The sequence below is a fragment of the Pseudomonas sp. WT-JTC genome, from assembly GCF_056711565.1.
In genome coordinates this window covers 5,644,710-5,659,951 of record NZ_CM160042.1, presented here as the reverse complement: position 1 = coordinate 5,659,951, position 15,242 = coordinate 5,644,710, and the positions used below count along the sequence as shown (strand labels likewise).

The window sequence follows — 15,242 nt, the reverse complement described above, 5'->3', positions numbered from 1 at the left end:
GGTTACTCCATTTCGACGTTATCAGCGTCGACCGTGTCGTACTGCTTGTGAGTGCCGACAAATTTTATGTACACGGCGCCAAAGCGATAAGCCACGGCGACTATCAGCCTGAAGTCGTTACCCTTGATGTTGAACACGACTCTGCGGCTTTTGAGAATACTGGCTGTAGCGAAGTGCAGCTTTATGTCGGCAGGTGTTTTCCAGGCTGCATTTCTTACCTCGTCAATCCAGGCCAGCAAGGGTTGTTCTGCGCTCGGGTATCTCTCCCAAAATTGCTTCAACTGATTGATGGCGATGATTCTCATGGCATGATCCTAGTCCCATTGTGGGACTGATGCAAGTCTGTGGAGGCGTGGAAACTCTAACCAGGACGCAATTATTTGCGGGTAGGAAAAAGCAGCGGGAGAGAGGCGACCTGGACTCTTTACCTATAAAAAGGGCCTACCCACCGGTAAGCCCTTTCTCACACCTGTGTACGACTCAATCCCCCAACGCTTGTCCCTCACGCCGCGGATCGGCACCTCCGGTCAGCGATGCTTTCCCCTGGGCGTCCTTGACCCGAACAATCGCCTGGGTGCCGCTGGTCATGTCGATTTCGCTCACACTATGCCCTTTGTCTTTCAGCGCCTGAATCAGCGCGGGGCTGAATTGTCCCTGTTCCAGCTCGGTGGGGCCGTTGCGGCTGCCGAAGTTGGGCAGGTTGATGGCGGCTTGTGCATCGAGGTTCCAGTCGAGCAGGCCGATGGTGGATTTGGCGACGTATTCGATGATTTGCGAGCCGCCGGGGGAGCCGACAGTGGCGAGGAATTCGCCGCTCTGGCGATCGAAGATCAGGGTCGGGGCCATGGATGAGCGCGGGCGTTTGCCGGGTTCGACGCGGTTGGCGACTTTCTGCCCGTTCTCCTCGGGAATGAACGAGAAGTCGGTCATCTCGTTATTGAGCATGAACCCCTGAACCATGATGTGGGAGCCGAACGCCGACTCAATGGTGGTGGTCATCGACACGGCGCCGCCTGCGTCATCGACGGTCACCACTTGCGAGGTGGAAATCCGCAGCGGCGAACGGTCCGGCGCGTAGGCCACCTGAATGCCCGGTGGGGTGCCGGGTTTGGCTGTGCCCATGCTGCGTTCGCCAATCAGGGCGGCACGGCTGGCGAGGTAGGCCGGGTCCACCAGGCCCTTGACCGGCACGGGTACGAAGTCGGTATCGGCTACGTATTGTGCGCGGTCGGCGTAGGCCAGGCGTTCGGCTTCCGAGATCAGGTGCACGGCTTGCGGGGCGGGTTCGATGCCGGCCGGGGCCGTGGTCTTGACCGGTTTCAGCGGTGCCAGCGCCAGGTGCTTGTCGCGAGCCTCCAGGGCTTGCAGTGTGCCGAGAATCTGCGCCACGGCGATCCCGCCCGACGACGGCGGCGGCATGCCGCAGACTTGCCAGCGCTTGTAGTCAGTACACAGTGGAGCGCGTTCCTTGGCCTGGTAGTGGGCGAGGTCGTTCAGGGACAGGCTGCCGGGATTGGCGTGACCTTGAACTTTGGTCGCGATTTCCTCGGCGACCGGGCCTTTGTACAGGGCATCGGGACCTTCATGGGCGATGCGTTTGAACACGGCGGCCAGCGGCGGGTTCTTCAGGTTTGTGCCGACGGCTTTCGGGCTGCCATCGGCATTGCGCAAGTAAGCCATCATTTCCGCTGAGCGCGACATGGACGAATCTGCGGCGATCAACTGGTGCAGGCGTGGCGAAATGGCGAAGCCTTGCTCGGCGAGCTGGATGGCCGGTTCAAACAGCTGCGCCCAGGGCAGGCGCCCATGCTTTTGATGGGCCAGTTCGAGGGCGCGCAGTACGCCCGGCGTGCCCACCGAGCGACCGCCGATCTGTGCCTGGGTAAACCCCATCGGTTGTCCGTTGGCCTGCAGGAAAAGCTTCTCGGTGGCGCCGGCCGGGGCGGTTTCACGGCCGTCGTAGGTGCGCACGGCCTTGCCATCCCAGAGTACGATCAATGCGCCGCCTCCGATGCCCGAAGACTGCGGCTCGACCAGCGTCAACACGGCTTGCATCGCAATCGCGGCATCGATGGCCGAGCCGCCCCGGCGCAGCATCTCCCGCCCGGCTTCGGCCGCCAGCGGGTTGGCCGCCGCTGCCATGTATTTTTCGGCGTGTTGGGTGCGCAGGTCGGTGCGGAACCCGGAAGCGCTTTCCGGAGCGAGCGGTAATGTTGGCACCGAAGCGTTGTGGCATGCGGCCAGGGTCAAGGCACTGGCGAGCAGAACCAGGGCTGGCAGGCGATAGCGGCGCAAGGGGAAGGCTGAAAACACGTGGGGCACTCCGTCCGTTGGATCTACGATCAGTGGACTGTATCGGCCGACCGGAAGGGACGCAAACCAGGTCCCGTGGCATTGACGTTTTTGTCCTTCATCAATGGCAGGATTTTCTGTAGGGTCGTTGCCAACAGGCAGGCCAGAAAATCAACAAGAGGCAGACATGCAAACCGAATTCCCCACCCAGCCCGGCTATCGCACCCAGCGTGAACAGTTCCTGGCCGCCGCGACTACCGCAGGCGCAACGCTGACTGAATATCCACACCCGCTCAAAGGCCCGTTCGGCGAATCGTTGAGTACCGATGTGGCGGTACTCGGTGATCCGGGCGCCAGGCGCTTGTTGATTGCGTTGAGCGGCACCCACGGGGTTGAAGGTTTCTACGGCTCGGGGTGCCAGATCAAATGGCTGCAGGAGTTGGGCAGGCGTTCCCTGCCAGCGGATGTCGCCGTGGTCATGATCCATGCCATCAACCCTTGGGGCATGGCGTGGTTGCGCCGGGTCAACGAAGACAACATCGACCTGAACCGCAATCACCTGAACTTCCAGCGCCCGCTGCCAGACAACCAGGCGTACAACGCCCTGCATGAAATCTATGCCTGTCCGCAGTTGCACGGCCCGGAGCGTGATCGTGCCGATGCCTTGCTCGACGAGCAGATTCGCCTGCATGGCTGGCCGGCGGTGATGTCGATAGTCGAGGGCGGTCAGCATGCTCATCCCGATGGCCTGTTTTACGGCGGGCTGGCGCCGAGCTGGTCGAACCGCACGCTGCACCAAATCGTGCAAAAGCACGTGAGCCATGCCGAGGTCGCCATGTGTTTCGACTTGCACACCGGCGCGGGCGAGTACGGTCATCCGATGTTGCTGACCATCACCGAGTCCGCCTATCCGGCGCTGGCGGATGCGCAGGCGATTTACGGCCCATGGCTCTACAGCCTGCAAACCGGCGCCGAGACTGTCAGCGAAACCGGCGTGGCCGCGACGGCCACCGGCTATACCTCACAGGCGTTGATCGATGCACTGCCGCAGGTACGGCTGATGCCTTTCGTCATCGAGTGCGGGACCTATCCCGGGCCGGACGTTCACCGGCATCTGCGTGATGACCACTGGCTGCATTTGCATGGCAACCCAAGTGACGCAACGGGACGCGGGATCAAGTTGAATCTGCTGGAGCAGTTCTATCCGGCGGATAGCGATTGGCAGGCGATGGTCTGGTTGCGCACGTGGCAGATCTGGGAGCGGGCGTTGTCTGCATTGTCGACCATTGGCGTCTGATCGATGCGCGCATGCGGTTGAGGATTTCCTGCAACCGCAGCGTGTTTTTTTCAAGGCATAAAAAAACGGCTTACCTTGCGGTAAGCCGTTTTTAGTACTTGGTGGCTACACAGGGACTTGAACCCCGGACCCCAGCATTATGAATGCTATGCTCTAACCAACTGAGCTATGTAGCCAAGTGGCGCGCATTATTCACCGGTAACGGGGATGCGTCAAGCACAAATCTAAAATATTTCTCTGCGCTTTCAACCGTTTATCAAAATCTATCCTCTGAGCAGGGGTGAAGGGCAGCGCTGGAACCAGCGGCTGGCCTGTTCGTACGCGTGCGCCAGTTGCAGGACAGCGAAGTCGGCCTGGTGTCTGCCGATGATTTGCAGGCCCATGGGCAGGCCGCTGGCGTTGAAGCCGACCTGTACGTTAGCCACCGGGCAGCCGGACAACGTGCCGGGGATCACCACCTCCATCCAACGGTGATAGGTGTCCATGCTCACGCCTTCGATGGAGGCGGGCCACGGTTGGGTTTTATCGAACGGGAATACCTGGGCGCTCGGCAGCAGCAGGTAGTCGTATTTTTCGAACAGCCTGGAGATCGCCCGATACCAGTCGCTGCGCATCACCGACGCGGCAAACACGTCAGTGGCCGAAAGTTTCAGGCCGTTTTCCACTTCCCAGCAGGCTTCCGGTTTCAGCAGTGCACGCTTTTGCGGGTCGGCATAGGTCGCGCCCAACGAGCCGGCGACCATCCAGTGGCGCAATGTCCGCCAACTGCTCCACAGCTTCTCTGGCGCGAATTCCGGCTGTACGGGCTCGATATGGCAACCCAGGCTTTCGAAATCGGCAAAGGCCGTTTCGCACAGCGAGAGGATGCCTTTTTCCATCGGCAGGTAGCCGTTGAAGTCGCCGAGCCAGCCCAGGCGAGTGCCTTTGAAGTCCCGCTCCAGCGGTGCCGCAAAGGCGTTTCCGGTCTCGGCAATCGACAGCGGCGCCCGCGCATCGGCCCCGGCCTGCACCGACAGCAGCAACGCCGCATCGCGCACGCTGCGAGCCATGGGGCCTTCGTAGCCGAGTTGGTCGATAAACAGGTCGGCACTGTCATCGAAGGGCACGCGGCCCTGGGACGGACGGAAGCCGAAGATGTTGTTGAACGCGGCCGGGTTGCGCAGCGAGCCCATCATGTCGCTGCCATCGGCCACCGGCACCAGGTGCATGGCCAGCGCCGCCGCCGCGCCGCCGCTGCTGCCGCCAGCGGTCTTGCTCGGGTCGTAGGCGCAACCGGTCGCGCCGAACAGCGGGTTGTAGCTTTGCGAGCCGAGGCCGAATTCCGGGGTGTTGCTCTTGCCGATGATGATCGCTCCGGCGGCCTTGATCCGCTCGACCATGATGCCGTCGCGCTCGGGGATGAAGTCCTTGTACAGCGGCGAACCCAAGGTAGTGCGGATGCCGCGCGTGAGGGACAGGTCCTTGATCGCGTGGGGCAGGCCGTGCATCCAGCCTTTGTATTCACCACGGGCCAACTCGGCGTCGCGCTGATCGGCCTCGGCCAGCAGGTCCTCCGGCGCTTGCAGGCTCACCAGGGCATTGACCTGCGGATTGAAGCGTTCGATATGGGCAAGATAAGTCTGCATCACTTCCCGGCAGGAAACCTGGCGCAGGCGGATGCGTTCGGCGAGCTCGTGGGCCTGCAACAGGACCAGTTCGCTGATGTTATTAGAGTTCATTGCAAGCGGCCTTTCAGACGGCTGGAAAAACGCCCCGCCATTGCGTCGGGGCGGTAGCGATCAACGCATCAGGTTGGTCCAGAGACGGTCGGCCAGGCGGATCGCGCCTTCGCCGCAGGTCTTGCTGAACACCACCGGAGTGCCTTCGGGGATGTGCAGTTCCGGCGCATCCTTGAGGCCTGCGTCGAGGAACGGTTCCACTCCCTTGATCGGGCTCTGGTGCTTGAGGAAGTTCTGGGTCATTGCCGCGTTTTCAGGCTGGCTGAGGAACGCAATGAACGCCTTGGCGTTCGCCGGATTCTTGCTGCCGGTCGGGATGACCATGTTGTCGACCCAGGCCAGTACGCCTTCTTTCGGGTACAGGTAGTTCAGGCTCGGTTTCATTTCCCGGGCGCGCATCGACGAACCGCCCCAGAAGGTCGACATGTCGATCTCACCGGACGCCAGGTTTTCGCGGATCGAACCCGCCTTGGAACTGTAGGTCTTGACGAACGGTTTCTGCGCCTTGAGCAGGGTCAGAATCTGCTGCATCTGCTTCGGATCTTCACTGCACAGCGGAATGTTCAAGTACAGGCTGGCCATGTCCACCACATCACTGACCGAGTCGAACATGTTGATTCGCCCTTGCAGCTCGGTCGGTGGCTCGTAAAGCACCTTGAGGGTATCGGCAGGGCCCTTGTAGCGCTCGGTGTTGAGCACCACGCTGGTGGTGCCCCAGATGAACGGCACGGAGTAGGCGCCCTCGGGGTCCCAGGTGGGTTTTTTCAGGTTGTCGACGACGCCGGCATAGTAGGGCTCGTTGACCGGGTCGAAACGCTCCAGCAGCTTTTCCTTGATCAGGATCGGAATGAACTGGTGGGATGGGATCGCCACGTCGTAACCCGCACCGCCCTGTTTCAATTTGGCCAACAGAGTTTCGTTGGAGTCGTAGGAGTCGACGGTGACTTCAATGCCGGTCTGCTTCTGGAACTTGGCGAGGATCTCCGGCGAAAAGTAACCGCTCCAGCTCACCACATTGAGTTTTTCCGCGGCCTGAACGTTGCCGGCCATGGTCAGCGGCAAGGTCAGGAACAACGACGTGCCGATGCTTTTAATCCACTTGCTCATGCTATTTCCCCACAGTGCGTAGAAGGTTCAGGATTTCTTTTTGCCCAGCAGATAAGAAAGGGTGACGAACAGCACCGAGACGCCCAGGATCAGGGTCGACACGGCGTTGACGTCGGGTGTCACGCCCATGCGCAACAGGCCGAAGATGAAGATTGGCAAGGTGGTGGTGCCGGCCTGGGAGACCATCATCGAGATCACGAAGTTATCCAGCGACACGATGAAGGCCAGCATCAGCCCGGAGAAAATCCCCGGCATCAGCAGCGGCAGGGTCACCTTGCGGAAGGTCCGCCACGGGCCGGCATAGAGGTCGGCCGAGGCCTGTTCCAGGGACAGGTCCATGTCGTTCAGGCGTGCCCGTATCGGCAGAAAGGCGAACGGAATGCAGAACACCGTGTGCGCGATGATCAGGTTGCCGTAGCCCAGGGACAGACCGATGGTGGAGAACAGCGCGAGGGTGGCGACGCCGACCACGATTTCCGGCAATACCAGGGGCAGCATGATTGCGCCCATGGACAATTGCAGGCCTTTGAATTTCGCCCCCCGTGACGTGCCGAGGGCGGCGAGGGTGGCGATGGCCGTGGCGACCATGCTGGCGCAGACCGCGATCAACAGGCTGTTGCCGGCCGCCTGGCGCAGGGCCTGGTTGGCGAACGCAGCGCGATACCAGTCGAGGCTGAACCCGGTCCATACCGTTGCCGACTGATTGGCGTTGAACGAGAACGCCACCAGCACCACGATCGGCGCGTAGAGATACAGGTAGAACAGGAAACTGAATCCGCCGAAGCCCGGGAAATCCTGCACACCCAGCGTGTTGCGTTTGAACAGGCCGATCATCACGCACCTCCTTTGGCGATGCGCTGGCGTTCGGCACGCAGGGCATAGACCGTCAGAACCAACATCACCGCTGCCATCAGCACCAGCGACAGGGCTGCGCCGAAGGGCCAGTTACGGGCATCGCTGAACTGCCGGAAGATCAGGTTGCCGAGCATCATTCGCGTGCCGCCGCCCAGCAGTTCCGGGGCGATCATCGCTCCGAGGCAAGGCACGAAGGTGAGGATGGCGCCGGCAAGAATCCCCGGTTTGGCGATAGGCAACACCACCTTGCGCAAAGTACGCACGCGCCCGGCGTAGAGGTCCTGAGCGGCCTCGAGAAGGCGGATGTCCATTTTTTCCAGGGTGGCGTAGATCGGCAGCACCACGAAGGGCGCGTAGGTGTAGACCAGCCCCAGCAGCACCGCGCCGTCGGTGTAAAGCAGTTGCAGCGGCTGATCGATGACCCCGAGCCCCATCAGGCTGTTGTTGATCACCCCGGTGTTACGCAGCAGCAGGATCCACGCATAGGTGCGGATCAACAGGTTCGCCCAGAACGGTACAGTGATCAGAAAGATCAGCAGGCCTCGGCGATGGGCCGGTTGCATGGCCAGCCACACCGCGACCGGAAAGCCGATCAGCAAGGTGATGACGGTGGTCAGTCCGGCGATGCCGATGGAGCGCAAGGCGATGATCAGGTAGGAGTCGGCGAAGGCCAGGCTGTCATCCAGTTGCCGTTCGAACAGCAGCGAGGTGTAGGCGTCGCTGCTGAACACCTTGTTCACCCCGCCGTAGGGGTTGGCTTCCATCAGCGAGTAACCGATGACGATCAGGATCGGCACGATCAGAAACAGGCCGATGGCAATCAGCGCGGGGCTGACACCGAGAAAACTCTGGAAAGCCCGCCGACGTTCCAGGGTATTGGCAATCGGTAAAGCGTGCATGGCAATTCCTCGTGCTCAATCGTGCAGGACGCTGGCGCTACCCTGGTCAAACAACAGGCCGGCCTGGCTTCCCGGTGCGAAGCGTTTGCTCTGGTCGACGCAGTTGGGGGTGCGCACGGTGAGGCGCGAACCGTTGCTCAGGCTGACCTGGTATTGCAGGTCGGTGCCGAGGTAGATCTGCGCTTCGATCCGGCACGGCAAGGCACCGTCGGTATTGCCTGGCACCAGATGCAAACGCTCGGGGCGCACCGACAACGCGACGTTGGCACCGACCCGCACATTGCTGCACGGCTGCGCAGGCAGCGGGTGACCGGCCGGGCCGGCGAACCAGGCCAGGCCATCTTCGACGCGGGTGACGGTGCCTTCGATGAAGTTGGTTTCACCGATGAAGTCCGCGACAAAACGATTGCGCGGGCGCTCGTAGATGTCTTCCGGGCGGCCGACCTGCTGCACTTCGCCTTCGGACAACACGGCGATGCGGTCGGACATGGTCAGGGCTTCTTCCTGGTCGTGGGTGACGAAGATGAAGGTGATGCCGGTACGCGCCTGGATGGTTTTCAGCTCTTCGCGCATGGCCTGGCGCAGCTTGAGGTCCAGGGCCGAGAGCGGTTCGTCGAGCAGCAACACTTTCGGGTGTGGCGCCAATGCACGAGCGAGGGCGACGCGCTGTTGCTGACCACCGGACAGTTGTGCCGGCTTGCGGTTGGCGAAGCGCTCCATCTGCACCAGGGCAAGCATCTCGCGCACCCGTTCGGCCATCTGCGTTTTGTTCAGGATCTTGCCCATCGGGTGGGACTCAAGACCGAAGGCCAGGTTCTCGGCGATGGTCATGTGCGGGAACAGCGCGTAATGCTGGAACACCGTGTTGACCGGACGCTGGAATGGCGGGCGGTCGGCGATGTTTTCGCCGTAGAGCAGAATCTCGCCTTCGGTAGGGAATTCGAACCCGGCGATCATCCGCAGGAGCGTGGTTTTGCCACAGCCCGAAGGGCCGAGAAGGGTGAAGAATTCGTTGTCGCGAATGTCCAGGTCGATGCTTTTGAGCGCCACCGGGCCAGTCTTTGGATCACCGTAGACTTTGCGCACTGAGCGGATGGACACCGCCAGCGTTTGCAGCGAATGCAGGGCATTCATGCGTTACCTCCGATTCCCCCATCGTCCGCGAGCGCTGTAAACAGCGGAGCCGTCGGACCATGGATATTATTTTTCTGGGCAGGATCGAGATTGCGTTCGAGTGTTGTAACCAGCTGTTCTTTTGTTCTGCTGTGGCTCGATTATCAGCGAGGGGTTGCGGGGGCGAAACTTCAATTTTAACATAGGGGCTGTTAAAAAATTTAACAGCACAAGGCGTCCGAAAACCATGCCTGACCACCGTTTGCCGCCGCTCAACGCGGTGCGTGCCTTTGATGCCGCGGCCCGGTTGGGCAGCTATGTCGAAGCCTCCAAAGCCCTGCACGTGACCCAGCCGGCCATCGGCCGCCATGTGAAGCTGCTGGAGGACTGGCTGGGCATCCAACTGTTCGAGCGCACCTCTCGCGGAGTCAACCTGACGGCGGCAGGGGAGAAGTACCACCGCAAGATCAGCGCCGCCCTGCAACTGATCATCGAAGCCGGAAAAGAGGCGCAGCCCAAACACGCCGAGCGCTGGTTGCGCATCATGGTGGTGCCGGGGTTCGCCAAGCGCTGGCTGATGCCACGCATAGAGACCATGCGCCATCTGCGTCCGGGTTTGAAATTCGCCATCGAACCCAATTCGACCTTCACCGAAGTGGATGGCAAAAGCGCTGACCTGGGCATCGTCTACGGGTTGGACGGCCAATATGCCCACTCCCGCACCAGCCTGATTTGTCCTCGGGTGTTTCCGATCTGTTCCCCCGAATATCTGGCCAGCGTCGGGCCCATCGACAGCCCCGCGGACCTGGTGAAACACAACCTGATCCACGTCGATGACGGTGAGTGGTGGAACCTGTGGTTCGCCGCCAACGACCTCGACATGCACCTCAATTCGGACATGCTCTACGTCAACAACGACCACGCGTTGTCGGTGGCCGAGAGCGGGCAGGGCATTGCGCTGGCCAACGAAGTGCTGGTGCGCGAAGAACTCCACAGCGGCAAGTTGGTGCGGGTGGTGGACGCGCAAGTGAAGCTGGAAAGCTATCGGGTGCTCACGCCGTCCACCGAGCTCTCGGCGGACGTGGTGTGGTTTATCGACTGGCTCAAGACCGAGCTGGAGCAGGACTTCCCGGAGGCGGTGATCCGCGCCTGAGCAGCGCTGCCGGATTCAACTCAAGCGGAAGCGCCCGGTGTTGTCGCTGAGGGCCTTGCTGCCGTGGCTCAAGGTGTCCGCTGCCTGGTTCACCGCGCGCGCACCTTCGAGCAAACGCAACGCCGCTTGATCGACCTGCTGGATATTGCCGCTGACCTCGTCGGCGGTACTGGCCTGCTCCTCCACCGCCGTGGCGATTTGCGCCAGGGTATCGGTGACACTTTGCACCGCGCTGGCGATTTCCCCGAGCCGCTCACCCAGGCCTGTCACTGCCTGCGCATCGGATTGTGCCTGACCACAGGCCGCTTCCATCAGGCTCACGGCTTCGTTCACCGTGTTGCGCAAGCTATCGACTGTGCCGGCAATCTGCGCAGTCGAAGATTGCGTACGTTGCGACAGACTGCGCACTTCATCGGCCACCACCGCAAAGCCGCGACCCTGTTCGCCGGCCCGAGCTGCCTCGATCGCGGCGTTGAGTGCCAACAGGTTGGTCTGCTCGGCGACGCCACGAATGGTGTCGACCACCAGCTGGATCTGCTGCCCCTGCTCGCTGACCCGGCCCAGCGCCGCTGCCGTTTCATTCAGGCGTTGATTGAGTTGCTGGATGCTCGCAGTGGTGCGCTGGCTGTCACGGCTGCTGTCGGTGGCGATGCGCCGGGTGTGCTGGGCGCTACCGGATGCCTGCTCGCAACTGTGGGCCACCCCTTGTGAGGTGGCGGCCAGTTGCGTCGCCGCCGCGGCGATCTGGCTTATCTGCAACTGCTGGGCTTCGACTTCGCCCAAGGCGTCGCTGGAGTGATGGTTGAGGGTTTGCACGGCGTGGCTCAATTGCAGGGTTTCGTGATCCACCCCTTGCAGGCTGGTGCGCAGTTGCACCACGGCGACGTTCAGCGCGGTGCTGATGGCCGCCAGTTCGTCCCGACCCTGAACTGGTACTTGCAGGCTCAGATTGCCATCGCGCAAGGCCTCGGCCAGTAGCGTGATGCCGCTGGCGCTGCGGCGGATCGAGGCCTGCAAACAGATGAACAGATACAGCGCGGCCAACAGCAGGCAGCCCAACACGGCGGCCACCACAATGAACTGGCGGATCGCCGAGCCGTGGTAGTAATCAAGGCGTTGATCCAGCGACACCAGCGATTGCTGGCGCAACGAGGCGAGGTCGGAGAGCAGGGCATCGAGACTGCGTTCGAAGTCATCCGGCTTGAGGTTGATGCTGCCGCCGAACACGCCGTCATCCAGCACCTTCAGGCCCGCGTCCAGGTGTTTGAGGCTGTCATGGTATTGCCCGGCCCAGGTTTGCAGGGCGCCAGGCAGGCGCGCTTCGAGCAGACCTGCGGTTTTCACCAACTGCTCGCGCGCATCACCGATGCGGCTGCGCAAGTCGCGCAGTTGCAAGCGACTTTGCAGAGTGAACTGCCCGGACACTACCGACGCCTGGCCCACCGCCGCCAAGCGCCCGACTCGCTCGATCAGGTCCGGCGCATGTTGGGTGGAGATCTGCGTGAGCAGGTAGGTTTCCAGCCACGGTGCCAGCGTCAGGCGATTGTCCATGGCGATCTGCTCGCGCAAGGGTTGCAGGGCGCTCAAGGCGTTGGTGAAGCGATCGTAGCCATCCGGCCACCAGCCGACATTGCTCAGGCTTTTTGAATCGAGGCCATCGAGGGTGGTTTGCAGGGCGTGATAACGCGACAGCGTTTCACCCTCGGCAGCTTCTTTTTGCAGAGCATTGCCCAACTCGGCAGTGGCCTGGCTGACGGCGGGTTGAGCCGCATCGAACGCGGCCATCGCAGCGAGGGTGGCCGGCGTTGGCTGGCGATTGGTTTCTGTGGCGCGCCACCGGGCGGCGCGATCACGCTGGGCGGCGAGCAGGTCATCCAGCGCATCAAGAGCGAGCAGTTGCCGCACCCCGGCGCGTTCGCCGGAGATCAGGCTGAGTTTGTCGCGATAGTCCTGGCCGATCATCCACAGGCTGCCGGCCAGCGGCAGGATAAACAGCAGAAACAACAGCTGGAATTTGCGTGCGAAGCCGAAATGCCCCAGCAACCCGATCCCCGGTGATAAAAAAGCCTGCATGCCCCATGACTCCTCTGGACACCACGCACCATTGGCGTGCGTCGGAGGTTGTTGCACCGCCGACTCGTGCCCTCTAAAAAGGCCTCGAAAGTTCACCCTTGCCCGCTCTGTAGGCCGACTCTGTGGCGAAACTTCCCATTGCCGGCCTCCTTTGTAAGGAAGCCGCGTTCAAGCAGACAAGCAAGGCAAGATTCAGACCATGGCTATGCGCCATCAACGTTGTGGCGATGAAATCGAAGTAGTTAGCAGGCTAAGGGGATGGCGTTGCTGCACTGAAAAATGGCACATTGGCGCACCTGCCCGTTTGCACCCACCTGTTGTACGGAAAACCCCATGGCTATCAGCAACGCCCAGACCGGTTCAGTGCCGGCGTCCGCTACGCCCCAAAGCAGCCCCTTGGTGATGCGCATCATCGGCGCGGTGGCGCTGGCGCATTTGATCAACGACCTGATCCAGTCGGTGCTGCCGTCGATCTACCCGATGCTCAAGGCCAACTATGGCCTGACCTTCACCCAGGTCGGCCTGATCACCCTGACGTTCCAGTTGACGGCCTCGCTGTTGCAGCCGTGGGTCGGTTACTACACCGACCGTCATCCCAAGCCATGGCTACTGCCGGCGGGTACGGTCTGCACCTTGATCGGGATTCTTATGATGTCGGTGGTCGGCAGCTTTCCGTTGATTCTGCTGGCGGCGGGTTTGATTGGCATCGGCTCTTCGACTTTCCACCCCGAAGCGTCCCGCGTGGCGCGCCTGGCTTCAGGCGGACGCTTCGGGCTGGCGCAATCGACCTTCCAGGTCGGGGGTAACGCAGGCTCGGCGTTCGGCCCGTTACTGGCGGCGGCGATCATCATTCCCTTCGGTCAAGGGCACGTGGCGTGGTTCGGCCTGTTCGCGGTATTTGCGCTGTTCGTGCTCTACCGGATCAGCCGCTGGTACGCCAACCACTTGAGCCTGTTCAAGCTCAAGCAGGGTCAGGCGGCGACTCACGGCCTGTCCAGGGGGCGAGTCATCAGCGCGCTGGTCGTGCTCGGGTTGCTGGTGTTCTCCAAGTATTTCTACATGTCCAGTCTCACCAGCTACTTCACCTTCTACCTGATCGAGAAATTCGACCTGTCGGTCGCCAGTTCGCAATTGCACCTGTTCCTGTTTCTGGGCGCGGTAGCGGCGGGGACATTCTTTGGCGGGCCGATCGGCGACAAAATCGGGCGTAAGGCGGTGATCTGGTTTTCGATCCTCGGCGTTGCACCGTTCACCTTGCTGCTGCCACATGTCGACCTGTTCTGGACCAGCATTCTCAGCGTGGTCATCGGCTTCATTCTCGCCTCGGCGTTCTCGGCCATCGTGGTGTACGCCCAGGAACTGGTGCCGGGCAATGTCGGGATGATCGCCGGGGTGTTCTTCGGCCTGATGTTCGGCTTCGGCGGGATTGGCGCGGCGTTGCTGGGCCATCTGGCGGATATTCACGGCATCGAGTACGTGTACTACCTGTGTTCGTTCCTGCCGTTGTTTGGGGGGTTGGCGATCTTTTTGCCGCGTACCAAAAAGGCCTGAACCAACAACCATCGAGTGTGGGGGCGGTGGTGTGGCCGAAATTTCTGTCGTGTTGCGTCCTGAATATGGTTTACGCCGGTTTCAGGACCTCTAAAAATTCAGCCGTTTCGATAGATATAGCTGTACGCGTTAATCGCCGGTACACCACCGAGATGTGCATAAAGCACCTTCGACCCATCCGGGAAAAACCCCTGGCGGACGAGATCAATGAGGCCTTGCATGGATTTTCCCTCGTAGACCGGGTCCGTCATCATGCCTTCCATGCGAGCGCACAACCGGATGGCTGCATTGGTTTCTTCTGATGGGATGCCGTAGGCCGGATAGGCATATTCTTCTTTAAGGACAACATCGTCAGCTGTGATTTCCTGGCCAAGCCCAATAAGTCTGGCCGTTTGCTGAGCAATGGCCAGCACTTGTGCCCTGGTTTGTTCAGGTGTGGCGGAGGCGTCGATACCAATCACATTGCGGGCACGACCATCCTTGGCAAATCCCACCAACATGCCTGCATGCGTGGAGCCGGTCACAGTGCAGACGATTATGTAATCAAACCTGATCCCCATCCTGGTCTCTTGTTCGCGTACTTCTTCGGCGAAGCCGACATAGCCGAGACCTCCAAATTTGTGCACAGAAGCGCCGGCGGGAATGGCATACGGTTTACCTCCTTTCGCCTTAACATCTTCCAGCGCCCGCTCCCAGCTCTCGCGGATGCCGATATCGAAACCTTCGTCGACGAATTCAATTTCGGCCCCCAGCACGCGGCTCATCAGGATATTCCCAACCCGGTCATAGACCGCATCCGGGAACGGAACCCAGCTTTCTTGAACGAGACGGCACTTCATGCCGAGTTTGGCAGCAACAGCCGCGACCTGGCGCGTGTGGTTTGACTGGACGCCACCGATGGACACCAGCGTATCTGCCTGCGAGGCAATGGCATCGGGAATAATGTATTCCAGCTTTCGGATCTTGTTACCGCCAAACGCGAGCCCGGAGTTGCAATCCTCTCGTTTGGCATAGAGCTCGACATTGCCCCCGAGACACGCCGATAGGCGATTCAGTTTCTCAATCGGCGTAGGGCCGAACATGAGTGGATAGCGTTCAAATTTATCCAGCATGACGGTTCTCCAGATCACGGATGAGCCGTTTTTAGTCTAGCAGAGCACATGTGAGAGGGCTGCGCGCTACCA

The 15,242-nt window shown here is 61.1% G+C and carries 12 protein-coding genes and 1 tRNA gene; 3 read left to right on the top strand and 10 right to left on the bottom strand.

What is annotated here, in order from left to right; all coding sequences use genetic code 11:
* Nucleotides 1–2: 2 nt before the first annotated feature.
* Nucleotides 3–305 (bottom strand): type II toxin-antitoxin system HigB family toxin, encoded by a 303-nt coding sequence (locus AC06G5_RS25675; RefSeq protein WP_090457679.1) that lies wholly within the window; start codon nucleotides 303–305, stop codon nucleotides 3–5.
* Nucleotides 306–480: 175 nt separating this feature from the next.
* A complete protein-coding gene (gene ggt / locus AC06G5_RS25670) occupies nucleotides 481–2,313 on the bottom strand; it encodes a gamma-glutamyltransferase (RefSeq protein ID WP_480458546.1) in 1,833 nt (610 codons plus the stop codon).
* Between the two features lie 166 nt (nucleotides 2,314–2,479).
* Between ggt and AC06G5_RS25665 the strand changes: the two genes are divergently transcribed.
* Nucleotides 2,480–3,589, top strand: coding sequence for a DUF2817 domain-containing protein (locus tag AC06G5_RS25665; RefSeq protein WP_480458545.1), 1,110 nt, complete (start codon nucleotides 2,480–2,482; stop codon nucleotides 3,587–3,589).
* 99 nt (nucleotides 3,590–3,688) lie between these two features.
* Here the strand turns inward: AC06G5_RS25665 and AC06G5_RS25660 are convergent.
* From AC06G5_RS25660 to AC06G5_RS25635, 6 genes are all read right to left on the bottom strand, one after another.
* Nucleotides 3,689–3,765 (bottom strand) — tRNA-Met (locus tag AC06G5_RS25660).
* A gap of 87 nt (nucleotides 3,766–3,852) precedes the next feature.
* Nucleotides 3,853–5,307 (bottom strand): amidase, encoded by a 1,455-nt coding sequence (locus AC06G5_RS25655; protein ID WP_413704018.1) that lies wholly within the window; start codon nucleotides 5,305–5,307, stop codon nucleotides 3,853–3,855.
* A gap of 60 nt (nucleotides 5,308–5,367) precedes the next feature.
* Complete coding sequence (locus AC06G5_RS25650; RefSeq protein ID WP_413704019.1) at nucleotides 5,368–6,414, bottom strand: ABC transporter substrate-binding protein; 1,047 nt, start codon at nucleotides 6,412–6,414, stop codon at nucleotides 5,368–5,370.
* A 27-nt stretch (nucleotides 6,415–6,441) separates the two neighbouring features.
* Nucleotides 6,442–7,248, bottom strand: a complete 807-nt coding sequence (locus AC06G5_RS25645) for an ABC transporter permease (protein ID WP_008016604.1) — start codon at nucleotides 7,246–7,248, stop codon at nucleotides 6,442–6,444.
* Entirely contained in the window at nucleotides 7,248–8,168 is a 921-nt protein-coding gene (locus AC06G5_RS25640; RefSeq protein WP_108228443.1) for an ABC transporter permease, read from the bottom strand. The genes AC06G5_RS25645 and AC06G5_RS25640 overlap by 1 nt, the downstream gene beginning before the upstream one ends.
* 15 nt (nucleotides 8,169–8,183) lie before the next feature.
* Nucleotides 8,184–9,302, bottom strand: coding sequence for an ABC transporter ATP-binding protein (locus AC06G5_RS25635; protein ID WP_413427033.1), 1,119 nt, complete (start codon nucleotides 9,300–9,302; stop codon nucleotides 8,184–8,186).
* A 226-nt stretch (nucleotides 9,303–9,528) separates the two neighbouring features.
* Here AC06G5_RS25635 and AC06G5_RS25630 point away from each other — a divergent pair, with 226 nt between their 5' ends.
* Nucleotides 9,529–10,434, top strand: coding sequence for a LysR substrate-binding domain-containing protein (locus AC06G5_RS25630; protein ID WP_413427035.1), 906 nt, complete (start codon nucleotides 9,529–9,531; stop codon nucleotides 10,432–10,434).
* A 15-nt stretch (nucleotides 10,435–10,449) separates the two neighbouring features.
* Here AC06G5_RS25630 and AC06G5_RS25625 read toward each other — a convergent pair whose 3' ends face one another.
* The gene (locus AC06G5_RS25625) at nucleotides 10,450–11,985 is read right to left on the bottom strand and encodes a methyl-accepting chemotaxis protein (protein WP_480459931.1); all 1,536 of its coding nucleotides are present in this window, start codon (nucleotides 11,983–11,985) and stop codon (nucleotides 10,450–10,452) included.
* A gap of 855 nt (nucleotides 11,986–12,840) precedes the next feature.
* Here AC06G5_RS25625 and AC06G5_RS25620 point away from each other — a divergent pair.
* Nucleotides 12,841–14,058 carry an MFS transporter gene (locus tag AC06G5_RS25620; protein ID WP_480458544.1) on the top strand — a complete coding sequence of 406 codons (1,218 nt, stop codon included), beginning with the start codon at nucleotides 12,841–12,843 and terminating at the stop codon, nucleotides 14,056–14,058.
* A gap of 98 nt (nucleotides 14,059–14,156) precedes the next feature.
* Here AC06G5_RS25620 and AC06G5_RS25615 read toward each other — a convergent pair whose 3' ends face one another.
* On the bottom strand, nucleotides 14,157–15,170 hold the full coding sequence (locus AC06G5_RS25615) for a 1-aminocyclopropane-1-carboxylate deaminase (RefSeq protein ID WP_413704022.1): 1,014 nt from the start codon (nucleotides 15,168–15,170) through the stop codon (nucleotides 14,157–14,159).
* Nucleotides 15,171–15,242: the final 72 nt, after the last annotated feature.

Coding starts and splice junctions, on each gene's coding strand:
- AC06G5_RS25675 (WP_090457679.1), bottom strand. CDS start 305: ATGAGAATCATCGCCATCAATCAGTTGAAGCAATTTTGGGAGAGATAC.
- AC06G5_RS25665 (WP_480458545.1), top strand. CDS start 2,480: ATGCAAACCGAATTCCCCACCCAGCCCGGCTATCGCACCCAGCGTGAA.
- AC06G5_RS25655 (WP_413704018.1), bottom strand. CDS start 5,307: ATGAACTCTAATAACATCAGCGAACTGGTCCTGTTGCAGGCCCACGAG.
- AC06G5_RS25650 (WP_413704019.1), bottom strand. CDS start 6,414: ATGAGCAAGTGGATTAAAAGCATCGGCACGTCGTTGTTCCTGACCTTG.
- AC06G5_RS25645 (WP_008016604.1), bottom strand. CDS start 7,248: ATGATCGGCCTGTTCAAACGCAACACGCTGGGTGTGCAGGATTTCCCG.
- AC06G5_RS25640 (WP_108228443.1), bottom strand. CDS start 8,168: ATGCACGCTTTACCGATTGCCAATACCCTGGAACGTCGGCGGGCTTTC.
- AC06G5_RS25635 (WP_413427033.1), bottom strand. CDS start 9,302: ATGAATGCCCTGCATTCGCTGCAAACGCTGGCGGTGTCCATCCGCTCA.
- AC06G5_RS25630 (WP_413427035.1), top strand. CDS start 9,529: ATGCCTGACCACCGTTTGCCGCCGCTCAACGCGGTGCGTGCCTTTGAT.
- AC06G5_RS25625 (WP_480459931.1), bottom strand. CDS start 11,985: ATGGACAATCGCCTGACGCTGGCACCGTGGCTGGAAACCTACCTGCTC.
- AC06G5_RS25620 (WP_480458544.1), top strand. CDS start 12,841: ATGGCTATCAGCAACGCCCAGACCGGTTCAGTGCCGGCGTCCGCTACG.
- AC06G5_RS25615 (WP_413704022.1), bottom strand. CDS start 15,170: ATGCTGGATAAATTTGAACGCTATCCACTCATGTTCGGCCCTACGCCG.